Consider the following 13,019-nt stretch of genomic DNA (forward strand, 5'->3'; position numbering starts at 1 on the left):
TTTGGCAGTTGATAAGATCATTTTCTATCTTTGTTCGACTTTGATCGCTATAAGCATTATTTTTTCACTATCTTTGCCAGTTTTTACGGTTTTATTTTTTAATTACGACGAATTTCACTTTTTTATTCGCCAGTTCATTGTTGGTTGTATCGGAATTTTCATTATGTGGTGGCTCTCTAGACTCAATCCTGAAAAGACGCTTGTTTGGATAGGGTTTGGCCTTCTTATATCTTGCGGTATCGCCATGGGGCTAATGCATGCATTGCCAGCTTCAATGGTAACTGACGCTGGTGGTGCTAGACGTTGGATTAGGCTACCTGGCTTTTCGCTAGCTCCAGTCGAGTTTTTTAAAATCGGTTTTGTCTACTTCTTAGCTTGGAGTTTTACTAGAAAATTTAGTGAGGGCAAAAGAACCTTGCTAGATGAGATTAAGATACTTATGCCTTATATTATTCTTTTTGGTGTTGCTATCTTTCTTATCGCTGTTATGCAAAATGACCTTGGTCAAGTGGTCGTGCTGGCACTTACATTTGTGACAATGGCACTTTTTGCAGGAGCAAGTGCGAGACTTTTTAGCATCGGTATCTTAGGAGCTGCTTTTGTTATGACAGTAGCGATAATCAGCTCTGAACATAGAATTTTACGTATAAAGTCATGGTGGGGCACGATACAAAATATGGTGCTTTCTTTCTTACCTGACAGCGTTGCAGATGTATTAAGAGTAGCTGATGCACCAGAGCCATATCAAATTTCTCACTCATTAAATGCTATAAAACATGGCGAATTTTTCGGCGAAGGGCTTGGCGCTGGTATCTTTAAGCTCGGCTTTTTAAGTGAGGTACATACTGACTTTGTATTAGCTGGTATCGCTGAAGAGGTTGGTGTATTTGGTATTTTGTGTATCGTAGCTATATTTATAACGCTACTTTATAGAATTTTTAGAATTTCAGCTAGAAGCGAAAATAAGGTCTATCATTTATTTACGCTTGGTGTCGGGCTTATATTATCGTTTTCATTTTTAATGAATAGCTATGGCATCACATCGATCACGCCTATCAAAGGTATTGCTGTGCCATTTCTTAGTTATGGCGGTAGCTCCGTGCTTGCGATTTGTATTGGTATCGGTATGGTTTTGATGGTTAGTAAAAGGGCAAAATTATGATTGTTATTTGTGGTGGAGGAACTGGTGGGCATTTAGCGATCGCAAGAAGCTTTTGCGAGGAGCTAAATAGACGAGATATTAAGCCCATTTTTATTGGTTCAACTAGTGGTCAAGATAAATTTTGGTTTGAAAATGATGAGAATTTTTTAGAAAAATTTTTCTTGCCAAGTAGTGGCGTGGTAAATAAGAGAGGCTTTGCTAAACTAAAATCACTAACAAATATCGTAAATCTTGCTTTAAAATGTAGAAAAATTTTTAAGCAAAATGGCGTTAAGGCAGTCATTAGCGTTGGTGGCTATTCAGCAGCTCCAGCAGCCATTGCGGCCATTATCTCAAAAGTGCCACTTTTTATCCACGAACAAAATGCTGTAATGGGCAAATTAAATAAAATTTTAAGGCCTTATGCGAAAGGCTTTTTTAGCTCTTATGATGAAGTTTCGCCCTACCCTTATCCCGTAGCAAAGAAATTTTTCGATAGTGCAAGAGTGAGAGAGGAGCTAAAGACTATTTTGTTTTTGGGCGGCTCGCAAGGCGCAAAAGCGATAAATGAACTAGCTATAAATTTAGCTCCATATCTTAAAGAAAAGGGCATAAATATAATTCATCAATGTGGTAAAAACGGCTTTGATGAACTTAAAAAAAGATATGATGAACTTGGCTTTAATGAAACGAATTTAGAAATTTTTGAATTTAGTAAAGAGATAGAAAATAATATGAGCAAGGCTGACCTTGCCATATCAAGAGCAGGAGCTAGCTCGCTTTGGGAGCTTTGTGCAAATTCTTTGCCATCTATCTTTGTGCCATTTCCTTATGCTGCTGGTAATCATCAGTTTTATAACGCTAAATTTTTAAAAGATAAAGGCATTGCTGAAATTTGCTTGCAAAATGGAGAAATTTTAGACAAAGACGAAGTTATAAGAATGATAGAAAATTTTGATCTAAACAAAAGCAGTAAAGCTCTAAAAGAGATCCTTTTGCCAAATGGAGCAAAAGAGATAATTGATAAAATTTTAAACTAGCTCCTCGCCTATCGCACAAGCTTTTAGTTCTTTTAGCTCAAAGATCAAGTAATGATAAATAAGCTCATTTGTATTTAAAATTTTTGCACTAAAGACCGGTTTTATCATAGTTATTATCTTGTCAGTTATACCCGCGATCTCTACCAGTAAAAGCTCATCTTTGCGTTGTTTCGCTGCCTTAATACAATTATAAAAGAACGTATAAATTATCTTAAAATTTTGTAAAATAACATTTGAAACTATCCTAGAATGAATATGCAAAACATTATGTATACGCTCTTGTAGAGTATTTAGCTCTGCAAGTATTGATTTTATTTGAGTAGTATCTGTTGTCCTAGAAAAGAGATTTTTTGCTTTATTTTTGTTTTGTATTTGATACTCTGCTACTAAAATTTCTATTATATTTAAAATGGCAACATAGCTTTCTTGCAAATTTTCATTTGCCTTAAAGCTTACACCGTTTTTCTCAATTTTATAATTTAAGCTTCTCTTTATCTGCTCCAAATAAGTACTAATATTTTCATAATAGTCCTCTGTGTTGAAGACACTTTTAAAGAAATCGCTTTCACCTTTTAAATTTGCAAGCTTTTTTTTAAGTTCATCAGCGTTTTTATTAAACTCAACAACCCCAACTGCCAACCCGATCTCGTGCTCACTATTTTGTTCTAATGCTGTCAAACTTTCTTTTAGTACCAAAATTTGTTTTTGAATATTTTGAAAATCCATTTTTTCTCTTTTAATTTTTTTGCTTATTTTACTATAAAAATTATGAAGTTTGTCATTAAGAATTAAAAAGATGGTGCGCCCGAGAGAATTCGAATCTCTGACCTTTTGAACCGCAATCAAATGCTCTATCCAGCTGAGCTACGAGCGCACAAGAAAGTTAAGTCGAGATATTAGCCAAACTTTCCTTAAAGAAAAATTGTATTCATTTTAATTTTATAACTGTTTTAGTAAAATCCAATAAAAATAAAAGGAGCAAAGATGAATGATTTTTTCGATAGTTTAAAAGAGATAAAAAAAGAACTTACTAAAGAGCAAGGTGAGATCAAAAAAACTCAAAAAGAAGCCGTTTCTCATACAAAAGAAGAGGCGATCTCATATAAAGAAAATAAGCTAAAAAACGAATTTGCAGATTACATTAAAGGCCAAGATATAAGAAAAATATAAATTTGGAATGCTTATTGCTAAAACATGTAATATTTTATGTGGAGTAGGCAATGAAAGTTACGCAAACATTAGAATCTCTAAGTATTTTAACTGATAATGACACTTTGTTTCGTGAGCTTAGAGATATGATAAGCAGAAATTTTACAAAAATTTTATCTAATAAAAATAAGGTTATTTCGTTTTACGAAGAGAGCGAGATCCCGCAACGCAAGTGCTTTTTAAAATTTATAAAAAAACTTTATGAAAAGCAAAGTGATGATAAACTCGATATTCGTTTTGCAAACTATAAAACCATAAAACTTGGCTTTGTTCAAAAAAATACCCTAACTCCAGTCATTAGCCTAAATGTAAATTTTGTAAAAAATGAAGCCAAATTTGAACTAAAAGATGCACTTTGCAGAGATTTTGCTAGCTACATCAGCGAGAGTCTGGTAAAAAGCAATGTTACTTTTAGCAAAAATGATGATTTTTTAAACATCACCATCTCAAACGACAACGACATAAACACATTAAACAAACTGCTCTACAAAAGAAGCTATCCAAAATTTAGCGTAAATTTTATCTATGATGAAGAAGGCTACAAAGCCTTTAAACAAGGCATAAAAATAAAAAGCTCATCTAAATTTGTAAGCAGATTTTCTGTGCTTGCAAATTTACTTGAGGAAAATTTTGAGATTTTAGGTTGCAAAAAAGATGATGACTTTGAAACTATCAGGCAAAGCTATCTTTCACTCGTAAATATCTATCACCCAGATAGGCACGCCAACAAAAATCCTCTCATACAAGAAGAATACGCAAAGAAATTTAAAAATATTCAATCTGCTTATGAGAGCCTAAAACCATACTTTAAAAATCAAGAAAATTTTGTGATGGTTGGCTAGAGCACGGCTTACCATAGAGCTATTAAAGAGAGCAAAAATGAATGGTGAAATGTTTAATATATGCGCCATTATTATTGCTGCAAAGCAGGCCATAAAGTCAAATTCTCCTATCCTGTATAATGGCACTAGCTACGAAAATAGTATAAATTTTCACTTTCTCTCAGATCATAGGGCAAATGGCGTAAATGAGTGGTTTGAGCATGCATTAAAACTTGGATTAAGCGATGTAAGACTTACTGCAAATTTAACTGGCTCATCAGATGAACGGTTATTGCTTAGCTTTTCAAACTCTACCGCAAAATCGATCATCTGCATTTTTAAAGAGCACATGAGCTGCTTCGTACCCTACTGGAAATACAACAAAAATCAAAGAGACTGGGACATAATATATAAAGAATTTGGTTGTAAAAAAGATGTAAATTTAGAAAATTTTAGCGACAACACAGAGGCTTTTATGGACACACTTACCAAGATAGCGGCCTTTGCAGATGAGATAGAGTGTGAGAATTTTGGTAAGTGTTTTTGCAGGGCTTTAAAATCACTTGGATCTTTAAACAATGATGATCAAAAGATATTTAATACACCGCTTATGCCAAAGAAAAATTTAGCCCTTTTTGCTGTGGCAAGATTGGCTGATGTCTTTGGCGGTATGGGCTCTTGGAACGACGATGCAGCGAGCATGGCACAATATAAAAAACGTGGCAAAGAGTACGAAGAGCTTAGTAACGAGCTTTTTACGCAGATGCGTAAGGCCATACTTTTTGCTGTAAATGAGTGGTAGTTAGCCGTTTATCTGATAGACTCTTTTTCGCTGACTTGAACTGCCGATGTTTAGAATTTTGCGGTATTTTGTAATGGTTCGGCGAACGATTTGGATGTTAAATTTAGCTTGTATGAGCTCTTGAATTTTTAGATCAGAAAGTGGTTTTTTGTGGTCTTCGCCTTTAATGAGCTCTAGTAAAAATTCCTTTATTGCAGCGTTTGAGATCTCATCGTCAAAGCCAGTTGAAAAGAAATTTTTAAGTGCGACCGTACCTCTTGAGCAGCTTAAATATTTATTCGCAATCGCCCTTGATATGGTTGATGGGTTACGCCCAAGCTCGTCTGCTAGGTCTTTTAGCTTCATAGGCTTTATATCGCCACCCAAAAAGTAGTCGTACTGATACTCAACTATCATGAGCCCTATCTTATAAAGCGTCGCTTTTCTCATCTCAAGGGCGTCTATGAGCTCGCTCGCCTCTTTTATGCGTGAGCTTACAAAAGCCTCTTTCTCGTCTAATCCCTCGGTATCGACCAAAATTTCTGGATAGTACTCGTCATTTATCTGTACACTTATGCCACTGCTTGTGCTTAGCACGAAGATATCAGGCACCGCCTCTTTTTCATCTTCAAGAAATTCAATGGCCGGGGGATTTTTAAATTTCTTTATGATTTTTAGCGCGTCGTCGTAAAATTTAAGCTTTCTAAGCTTTTCTATATTTTCAAAATTTAAGATGATCTTTTTCGCGCACTCTATGATCTCATCACTCGCCTCTGCCTCGCTTAGCTGAAACAAAAAGCTCTCTTTGACATCCTTTGCGCCCACGCCACAGGGCTCAAGATGGGTAAATCTCGCCCTAACCCGCTCTACTTCGCCCTCATTAAAGCCCGCAAAAATTTCATCATCATAAGAAAAATAGCCCTCATCGTCCAAACACTCGATGATCTTATATGCGATATCTTGAGACTTTTGCGTGGGGAAAAGTGGCGGATTGATTTGACCAATTAGCTTTTCATAGAGGCTTTCTTTGTAAATGCTTAAAGCCTCGATACTCTCGCTAACCGAGTTTTTGCTAACCTGCTCGAAAAAATTTCGTTTTTTTTCGCTTTTTTCTAAATTTTTATGTTCGATCGTGGCAAATGGATTGTCTTTTATAAAAGGCTCAAGCGTCTCTTTTAGCTCATCAAGCCCGCTTTGAAGGATAGGAAGCCAACTTCGTAGCGTTTGGTTTAGTTTTATCTTTGGCGCTAAAGTTTGCTTTTGCCTTAGCATCATCTACTCAAGTAGCTTAAATTCTTCGCCAAGATAGTGCGTTCTTACGAGCTTGTTGTTTGCCACTTCACTAGCACTACCACTTGCTAGAAGTGAGCCATCTTTGATGACATAAGCTCTGTCGCAAATGGCTAGCGTCTCACGGACGTTGTGATCAGTTATCAAAACGCCGATGCCTAGCTTTTTAAGGTCTCTAACGATGCTTTGGATGTCGCTAACTGCGATAGGATCGACGCCTGCAAATGGTTCATCAAGCAGCAAAAATTTTGGCTTTATGATGAGACTTCTAGCGATCTCACAGCGTCTGCGCTCGCCACCACTTAGGCTAACGCCCTTTCTTAGGCGGATAGGCTCGATATTTAGCATATTTAGCATCTCATTTACTCTTTTAGAGATATCTTCTTTGCTTTGATTTAGTATTTCAGCCCCAAGGAGCAAATTTTCTTCTACGCTTAGCTCTTTAAATATGCTTGATTCTTGCGGCAAATAGCCAATACCAAGGTGCGCTCTTTTGTGAAGCGGGACGTTTGTGATCTTTTCGTCATTTAAAAAGACATCTCCGCTAGTTGGCGAGATGAGCCCGCAGATCATATAAAAAGTGGTCGTCTTTCCGGCACCATTTGGCCCAAGAAGCCCCACAACTTCGCCACTATTTACCTCTAAAGATATACCTTTTATGATCTCACTTTTTTTAATCGTCTTTTTTAGATCTTTTACTTCTAGTTTATGCACTTATAACCTCGTATTTTCTGCCATTTTTGCTAGGAGAAATTTTTACTAATGTATAGCTCTCGCCGTTTTTCTTTAGAGCTTTTTCTAAATTTTCATCGCCCCACTCTACTAGATGAAGCCCTTCTTCAAATAAATTTTCAAAAAGGCCATTTTTTGCCATCCCGTCAAATCCGATCTGGTAAATGTCGTAGTGGTAGATATCTTTACCATAAATTTGCATTAAAGAAAATGTCGGCGACGTCACGCTCTCGTCTATCCCGTGAGCCTTGATGATCGCCTTTACAAGCGTCGTTTTGCCACTTGCTAGATCGCCGCTTAGTAGCACCACGCCACTTTTTGGAAGCACCCGCACAAGCCCATCAAGCTCATTTTCTAAAAGCTCAAAAACCATCAAAGCTCTTTTACATATTCGCTTTGAGCGCTTTTTGGTATGCTTTTTGTAGTCGGGATCGCTAGCACCTCATATCTCGCCTCACGAGCTAGAAATTTGATAGTGATAACGTCGCCGATCTTAACATCTTTTGCCGCTTTTGCCTGCACGCCGTTGATGCTCACAACGCCGCTTTTGCACATATCTTCGCTAACGGCACGCCTTTTGGTAATATTTACTACGTTTAAAAATTTATCTACTCTCATGCGGCGGATTTTAACAAAAATAGCCTTAAATTTTTAATCCTTCAGATATTTTAAAAGCTCTTTTAAATTTAGAGGTATGACGCTGCCGTGCGTCTCATTTTTAAAAAGCTCAAAGTGAGAATTTACGCCACTTTGTTTTAAAATCCCAGCCAAATCGCTCGCCTTTAAAATGCCAGCTTTGTCTGTTTTACCCTTTCTCTTTTCAAGCTCGCCAACGCTAAGAAAGACAAATTTAGCCTTTAGTTTCTCTTTAAATTTACCCTCGCTCACATTTTGCTTTAAAATTTCAGACCCACCCCACCAAAGAGATGGCGAAGCGATAAAGAAATTTGAAAATACGCCCTCATTTTTAAGCAAAGCATAAAGTGTAAAAAGCCCGCCAAAAGAGTGTCCATAAAGGCTCTTTTGGCTGTCTTGCACGTTAAATTTCTGATCGATTAATGGCACTAAATTTTTAGTTAAAAAGTGGTAAAACGCATCAGCGCCACCACCATTGCTAAATTCCTCGCCATCTGCCTTTGGCGTGAGATCTTTTGTGCGTTTTTCTACCTCATAGCTTTTGTCTGTGTCATATCCTATGCCTATTATTAGCGGTGCGGAAGAGCCCTCAAATTCATTTAAGAGCATGTTAAACTGGGCATTTGCATCAAGCAAGAAAAGCACATTTTTAAACTCACTTTGTCCCTTTAGCTTGGCTGTGAAAATTTTATAAATTTCATCATTTGCGCTCATTTTAAAGGTTGAAATTTCAAATTTACTAGCAGCTTTTTGGCTAAGTGGCTCAGGTGTCTGGCTAGGTCCTGCATGTAAAGTCTGCGTTATACCAAGTGTAAAAAGCAAAAATTTAAACGCTCTTACCATTTTGCAGCGACCTTAAACCAAAATCTCCTGCCCTCTTGTGGATACCAGTAGTAATTGCCGTCGTCTGCTAGCGCCTCATCGTATCTTACTTTATCAAAGATATTGTAGGCATTTAGGCTAAGTGTTAGGTGCTTGTTTGCGTCCCAGCTTACGCCTGTATCAAATGTGAGTAAATTTTTATTATTTTCACTCACCTTATTGCCAGGGCCAAATTTCACACTAGTAAGCTTACTCTCATAGTTTGTGGTGAAGAATGTTTTTACACTCTTAATTGGTTTATAAGCAAGTGTTGCATGAAATGCATGCTCTGGGGTTGCTGTTAGGCTTTTTGCATCAAGTCTGCCAAGATTTGTCTCACTAAATTTCATAGGGCCGTTTGGTGTGTTTATCGTTGGGTTGCCGGTTTTTATCTTTGACTTATTATAGGTGTAATTTGAGCTTAGATTTAAGTTTGAAAGGATGTCATAGTCGCCACTTAGCTCCACTCCCCAAACGGTCGCACCTTCAATGTTAAAGTAAGTTCCCCAACCAGGGCAATTAACACTTGGCGCACCTGAGCAAGTACCAAAGGCTGGAATTCTATTTACATTACTGCCGTCGGTATCTAGGATCTTGTCTTTAAATTCATTTTTAAAAAACATTACCGAGCCTCTAAAATCAGCCTGATTGTCATAATATGCACCAACTTCGTAAGTTATACTTTTTTCTGGCTTTAGATCTTTGTTTCCAAAATCAACTATTTTCCAAGCATTTTGAATAGTGCCTACTTCTGGGGAGATTTGATTGACATTTGGCGTTTTATAGCCAGTTGCTACGCCGCCTTTTAAGCTTAGCGTATCTGTAGCGTTATAGACTAGGTAAGCTCTTGGCGAGAGGTGATTGCCAAAGAATTCGTTGTGCGTGAGTCTTGAGCCAAGCGTTAAAAATAGCTTCTCATCTAAAATTTGCCACTCATCCTCGATAAATCCCGCATGCTCACTCATCGAGTAGCTTTTTGGATTTTTAAGACCATTCCTTGAGGCATTTGAGACGATGAAGGTCGTGCCGACATTTTGCTTGCTAAAGTCATAACCAAAAGTGAGTGTATGCGCGCCAAAAAACGTTGTAAATTTAGAATTAAAGTTGTGATTTTTGGCTTTTGCAGGTATGAGGCTGTCAAAAAGACTCGTTCTTTGTGTCTCATCATAAATGTAGCTGATATCGGCATTTAGGTTATCAAATTCGCCAAGATAGCCCACGCCATAGCTCTTTTTCTCATAGTCATAGGCGTTTAGAAGTCTGTTTGTTCTAGTAGTGGCTGACTTTCCAATAGTTCTTGAGTAATCATGCCTTTCATTTGAGCCAAGGATGAAAAATTTATTGTGCTCGTCTGGTGTGATCCAAAGTTTTGCGCTTAAATTTCTCTTATCGCTCTTTTGATATCCGCCTTTATAGTTGTCCTCATCTCTTAGTTTTTTATAGCCCCAAAGCTGGAGTGCAAAAAGGTCTTTATAAAGAGGTAAATTTAGATAAAAGTCGCCTTGTCTGCCATCACCTATGCCTTTGTGCGTGTTTATCGTGGTTGAGATGCCGACGTTGCCGCTAAATTTTGAAAAATCTTTTTTAGTGATGATATTTATCACGCCACCAACTGCGTCGCTACCATAAAGCGAGCTCATAGGACCACGGATGACCTCTATACGCTCGATCGCCTCGGCTGGTGGGATGAAATTTGAGTTCATATCCCCTGCTCCACCCTTTGGGTTTGCGCTACTTGAATTTACCCTTTTGCCATCAATTAAAACTAGCGTTTGAGAGCTTTCCATACCGCGTATCGAGATACCGCTAGCTGGACCATCCTCGCCACCAACGACATTTACGCCTGGGACTTTTTGAGCGATTGAGTGAAGCGAAGTAAAGCTATCTTTTGTAAGCTCATCGCCACTTATCACGCTTATGCTCGCAGGAGCCTCTTTGATCTGCTGCGAAAAGCCACTCGCACTTACTACAACACCATCAAGCCTTGTTTCGTTATTGTCTTTATGCTCTGCTCCAAAGAGCGAATTTGCCACGCAAGCGCTAAGGCAGATGGCAATAAATTTTGTTTTTCTCACGACTATCCTTTTAAAATTTAATTTGAAAAAGTTTGAAATTTAACAAAGTATCTTTTAAAACAATATTAATTATCATAATTTTAAATAGTAATCTTTTTTATAAAATTTTCTAAGAAAAAACTTACATTATTTATTAAATTAGTTTATTAAAAATTAATCAATTTAGGCTAAAATACGACCATTTTAACAAAAGGAAGAGCTATGAAAAAAGACGTAAAAAAAGTGGTTTTAGCATACTCTGGCGGACTTGACACAAGTATCATTTTAAAATGGCTTCAAGATGAATATAACTGCGAAGTAGTCACATTTACAGCTGACATTGGCCAAGGCGAGGAGCTAGAGCCTGCACGCAAAAAAGCCTTAGCACTTGGTGTAAAGCCTGAAAATATTTTTATTGAAGATTTAAGAGAAGAATTTGTACGTGATTATGTGTTTCCAATGTTTAGAGCAAATGCAGTCTACGAGGGCGAGTATCTACTTGGCACATCGATAGCGCGCCCACTAATAGCAAAACGCCAAAGTGAGATCGCAAGACTTGTTGGTGCTGATGGTGTGAGCCACGGAGCAACAGGCAAAGGCAACGACCAAGTTCGCTTTGAGCTTGGATACTACGCGCTTGGCGACAACCTAACTATTACAGCTCCATGGCGCGAGTGGGATCTAAATAGTCGTGAAAAACTTTTGGCATACGCTGAGAAAAACGGCATAGATATCACCAAAAAACCAGGCAAAAGCCCATACTCAATGGACGCAAATTTACTTCACATAAGCTACGAAGGCTTAGTGCTTGAAGACCCAAGCCACGCACCAGAAGATGATATGTGGAGATGGACAGTAAGCCCAAAAGATGCCCCAGATAAGAGCGAGATTATCGAGATAGGCTATGAAAAAGGCGATCCAATGAGCATAAACGGCAAAAAAATGAGCCCAGCTGAAATTTTAACCGAGTTAAACCGCCTTGGCGCAAAACACGGCATCGGCAGACTTGACATCGTAGAAAACCGCTCAGTTGGTATGAAGAGCCGCGGCTGCTACGAAACTCCTGGTGGCACGATAATGCTAAAAGCTCACAGAGCGATCGAGAGCATCACACTTGACCGCGGTGCAGCTCACTTAAAAGATGAGATCATGCCAAAATATGCCGAGCTAATCTACAACGGCTACTGGTGGTCACCTGAGCGAAATATGCTTCAAGCTCTCATCGACAAGAGCCAAGAGCACGTAAATGGCTCTGTTAAAGTTGAGCTTTATAAAGGCAACGTGACTATCCTTGGCAGAAGCAGTAAAAATGATAATCTATTTAGCGAGGCATACTGCACATTTGAAGAAGATAGCGTTTATAATCAAAAAGATGCAGCTGGTTTTATCAAACTAAATGCACTTCGTTTCATCATCGCACGCAAAAATGGGCGAAAATTTTACTAAAAAATAAAATTGAAAAAGGAAAGAAATGAAAGTATTATTAATAAAAGATGTAAAGGCGCTTGGTAAAGCTGGCGAGATAAAAGAGGTAAAAGACGGCTATGGCAATAACTTCTTAATCGGCAAAGGCTTTGCAAAAGCAGCTACTCCAGACGTTCTTCGCCAATATGAAGCAGCCCAAAAAAGAAAGGCCGAAGAGCTAAAATATGAGATCGCAAATTTAGAAAAGCTAAAAGAAGAGCTTGAAAAAGTGACAGTTGTCATCAAAAAAACTCTTGGCGCAAATGGCTCGCTTTTTGGCTCAGTTTCAAAAGAAGAGATCGCAGCAGAGCTTGAAAAAACTCATCATTTAGTTGTCGAAAAAAAAGCGATCGACATGGATACACATCTAAAAGCAGTCGGCCTTTATGACGTTCATGTAAAGCTTGGACACTCGATAAATGCGAGCTTGAAGGTTGATGTGCAAGGAGAGTAGATGTTTCATGCGACAACCATCTTAGCCTACAAAGGCAAAAATAAAGCGGTCATCGGCGGCGACGGGCAGGTGAGCTTTGGCAACACCGTCTTAAAAGGAAATGCCGTAAAAATTCGTAAAATTCATAACGGTAAAGTCCTAGCTGGCTTTGCTGGTAGCACTGCTGATGCGTTTAACCTTTTTGATATGTTTGAGAAAAATTTGGAGCATACAAAGGGCGATTTGCTAAAGGCGGTTATAGAATTTAGCAAAGAGTGGCGCAAAGACAAGTATTTAAGAAAGCTTGAGGCGATGATGCTTGTGCTTGATAGGGATAAAATTTTCTTACTTAGTGGCACTGGGGATGTTGTAGAACCAGAAGATGGCAAGATAGCAGCTATCGGAAGTGGTGGCAACTACGCCCTTTCAGCAGCCCGTGCCTTAGATAAATTTGCCGATATAGACGAAGAGGAGCTAGTTAAAGAGAGCCTCAAGATCGCCGGCGAAATTTGCATCTATACAAATACAAACATCAAAACTTATGTTTTAGAATAAGA

Annotated in this window: 15 protein-coding genes and 1 tRNA gene; 8 read left to right on the forward strand and 8 right to left on the reverse strand. The window is 38.1% G+C overall.

The features are described from left to right. Position 1: 1 nt before the first annotated feature. Both CVS97_RS01605 and murG read left to right on the forward strand, forming a co-directional pair. Complete coding sequence (locus CVS97_RS01605; protein WP_021091312.1) at positions 2-1,162, forward strand: FtsW/RodA/SpoVE family cell cycle protein; 1,161 nt, start codon at positions 2-4, stop codon at positions 1,160-1,162. Further along, complete coding sequence (gene murG, locus CVS97_RS01610) at positions 1,159-2,181, forward strand: undecaprenyldiphospho-muramoylpentapeptide beta-N-acetylglucosaminyltransferase (RefSeq protein ID WP_107784847.1); 1,023 nt, start codon at positions 1,159-1,161, stop codon at positions 2,179-2,181. The genes CVS97_RS01605 and murG overlap by 4 nt, the downstream gene beginning before the upstream one ends. On the opposite strand, the gene CVS97_RS01615 is transcribed toward murG, so the two are convergent. Next, positions 2,173-2,907: an imidazole glycerol phosphate synthase gene (locus tag CVS97_RS01615; protein WP_107784848.1), complete on the reverse strand. Its 735-nt coding sequence runs from the start codon at positions 2,905-2,907 to the stop codon at positions 2,173-2,175. The genes murG and CVS97_RS01615 overlap by 9 nt on opposite strands. Positions 2,908-2,978: 71 nt before the next feature. Then, positions 2,979-3,055: transfer RNA gene (locus tag CVS97_RS01620), tRNA-Arg, on the reverse strand. A 110-nt stretch (positions 3,056-3,165) separates the two neighbouring features. Here CVS97_RS01620 and CVS97_RS01625 point away from each other — a divergent pair. The 3 genes from CVS97_RS01625 to CVS97_RS01635 are packed head-to-tail and all read left to right on the forward strand — an operon-like array spanning position 3,166 to position 5,013. Beyond that, entirely contained in the window at positions 3,166-3,351 is a 186-nt protein-coding gene (locus tag CVS97_RS01625) for a hypothetical protein (protein ID WP_107686353.1), read from the forward strand. Positions 3,352-3,401: 50 nt separating this feature from the next. Beyond that, entirely contained in the window at positions 3,402-4,232 is an 831-nt protein-coding gene (locus CVS97_RS01630; protein WP_107784849.1) for an adenylosuccinate lyase, read from the forward strand. Between the two features lie 37 nt (positions 4,233-4,269). Further along, the gene (locus CVS97_RS01635; protein WP_107784850.1) at positions 4,270-5,013 is read left to right on the forward strand and encodes a hypothetical protein; all 744 of its coding nucleotides are present in this window, start codon (positions 4,270-4,272) and stop codon (positions 5,011-5,013) included. Here the strand turns inward: CVS97_RS01635 and CVS97_RS01640 are convergent, their stop codons facing one another. Genes CVS97_RS01640 through CVS97_RS01665 form a run of 6 tightly spaced genes read right to left on the reverse strand, consistent with a single transcriptional unit; the run spans position 5,014 to position 10,586 of the window. Continuing rightward, positions 5,014-6,264, reverse strand: coding sequence for an RNA polymerase factor sigma-54 (locus tag CVS97_RS01640; RefSeq protein ID WP_199905964.1), 1,251 nt, complete (start codon positions 6,262-6,264; stop codon positions 5,014-5,016). 3 nt (positions 6,265-6,267) lie between these two features. Further along, complete coding sequence (lptB, locus tag CVS97_RS01645; protein ID WP_002940487.1) at positions 6,268-6,996, reverse strand: LPS export ABC transporter ATP-binding protein; 729 nt, start codon at positions 6,994-6,996, stop codon at positions 6,268-6,270. Beyond that, positions 6,989-7,387 carry a tRNA (adenosine(37)-N6)-threonylcarbamoyltransferase complex ATPase subunit type 1 TsaE gene (gene tsaE / locus CVS97_RS01650; RefSeq protein ID WP_103567517.1) on the reverse strand — a complete coding sequence of 133 codons (399 nt, stop codon included), beginning with the start codon at positions 7,385-7,387 and terminating at the stop codon, positions 6,989-6,991. Before tsaE ends, lptB begins: the two co-directional genes overlap by 8 nt. Beyond that, on the reverse strand, positions 7,387-7,632 hold the full coding sequence (locus CVS97_RS01655) for an RNA-binding S4 domain-containing protein (protein WP_002940508.1): 246 nt from the start codon (positions 7,630-7,632) through the stop codon (positions 7,387-7,389). Before CVS97_RS01655 ends, tsaE begins: the two co-directional genes overlap by 1 nt. A gap of 33 nt (positions 7,633-7,665) precedes the next feature. Next, positions 7,666-8,493 (reverse strand): alpha/beta hydrolase, encoded by an 828-nt coding sequence (locus CVS97_RS01660; RefSeq protein WP_107784852.1) that lies wholly within the window; start codon positions 8,491-8,493, stop codon positions 7,666-7,668. Then, positions 8,487-10,586 (reverse strand): TonB-dependent receptor domain-containing protein, encoded by a 2,100-nt coding sequence (locus CVS97_RS01665; RefSeq protein ID WP_159070893.1) that lies wholly within the window; start codon positions 10,584-10,586, stop codon positions 8,487-8,489. The genes CVS97_RS01660 and CVS97_RS01665 overlap by 7 nt, the downstream gene beginning before the upstream one ends. A 201-nt stretch (positions 10,587-10,787) precedes the next feature. Here CVS97_RS01665 and CVS97_RS01670 point away from each other — a divergent pair, with 201 nt between their 5' ends. From CVS97_RS01670 to hslV, 3 genes are read left to right on the forward strand one after another with little or no spacing between them, the layout of a single operon-like run. After that, positions 10,788-12,011, forward strand: a complete 1,224-nt coding sequence (locus tag CVS97_RS01670) for an argininosuccinate synthase (protein ID WP_107784853.1) — start codon at positions 10,788-10,790, stop codon at positions 12,009-12,011. A gap of 25 nt (positions 12,012-12,036) precedes the next feature. Next, positions 12,037-12,483 carry a 50S ribosomal protein L9 gene (rplI, locus tag CVS97_RS01675; RefSeq protein WP_054196623.1) on the forward strand — a complete coding sequence of 149 codons (447 nt, stop codon included), beginning with the start codon at positions 12,037-12,039 and terminating at the stop codon, positions 12,481-12,483. After that, entirely contained in the window at positions 12,484-13,017 is a 534-nt protein-coding gene (gene hslV / locus CVS97_RS01680) for an ATP-dependent protease subunit HslV (RefSeq protein WP_002940451.1), read from the forward strand. Positions 13,018-13,019 lie beyond the last annotated feature (2 nt).

It is taken from the genome of Campylobacter concisus, assembly GCF_003049735.1.
Lineage (GTDB): Bacteria > Campylobacterota > Campylobacteria > Campylobacterales > Campylobacteraceae > Campylobacter_A > Campylobacter_A concisus_AN.

Coding starts and splice junctions, on each gene's coding strand:
- CVS97_RS01625 (WP_107686353.1), top strand. CDS start 3,166: ATGAATGATTTTTTCGATAGTTTAAAAGAGATAAAAAAAGAACTTACT.
- CVS97_RS01640 (WP_199905964.1), bottom strand. CDS start 6,264: ATGCTAAGGCAAAAGCAAACTTTAGCGCCAAAGATAAAACTAAACCAA.
- CVS97_RS01655 (WP_002940508.1), bottom strand. CDS start 7,632: ATGAGAGTAGATAAATTTTTAAACGTAGTAAATATTACCAAAAGGCGT.
- tsaE (WP_103567517.1), bottom strand. CDS start 7,387: ATGGTTTTTGAGCTTTTAGAAAATGAGCTTGATGGGCTTGTGCGGGTG.
- CVS97_RS01670 (WP_107784853.1), top strand. CDS start 10,788: ATGAAAAAAGACGTAAAAAAAGTGGTTTTAGCATACTCTGGCGGACTT.
- murG (WP_107784847.1), top strand. CDS start 1,159: ATGATTGTTATTTGTGGTGGAGGAACTGGTGGGCATTTAGCGATCGCA.
- CVS97_RS01660 (WP_107784852.1), bottom strand. CDS start 8,493: ATGGTAAGAGCGTTTAAATTTTTGCTTTTTACACTTGGTATAACGCAG.
- hslV (WP_002940451.1), top strand. CDS start 12,484: ATGTTTCATGCGACAACCATCTTAGCCTACAAAGGCAAAAATAAAGCG.
- CVS97_RS01615 (WP_107784848.1), bottom strand. CDS start 2,907: ATGGATTTTCAAAATATTCAAAAACAAATTTTGGTACTAAAAGAAAGT.
- rplI (WP_054196623.1), top strand. CDS start 12,037: ATGAAAGTATTATTAATAAAAGATGTAAAGGCGCTTGGTAAAGCTGGC.
- CVS97_RS01635 (WP_107784850.1), top strand. CDS start 4,270: ATGAATGGTGAAATGTTTAATATATGCGCCATTATTATTGCTGCAAAG.
- CVS97_RS01630 (WP_107784849.1), top strand. CDS start 3,402: ATGAAAGTTACGCAAACATTAGAATCTCTAAGTATTTTAACTGATAAT.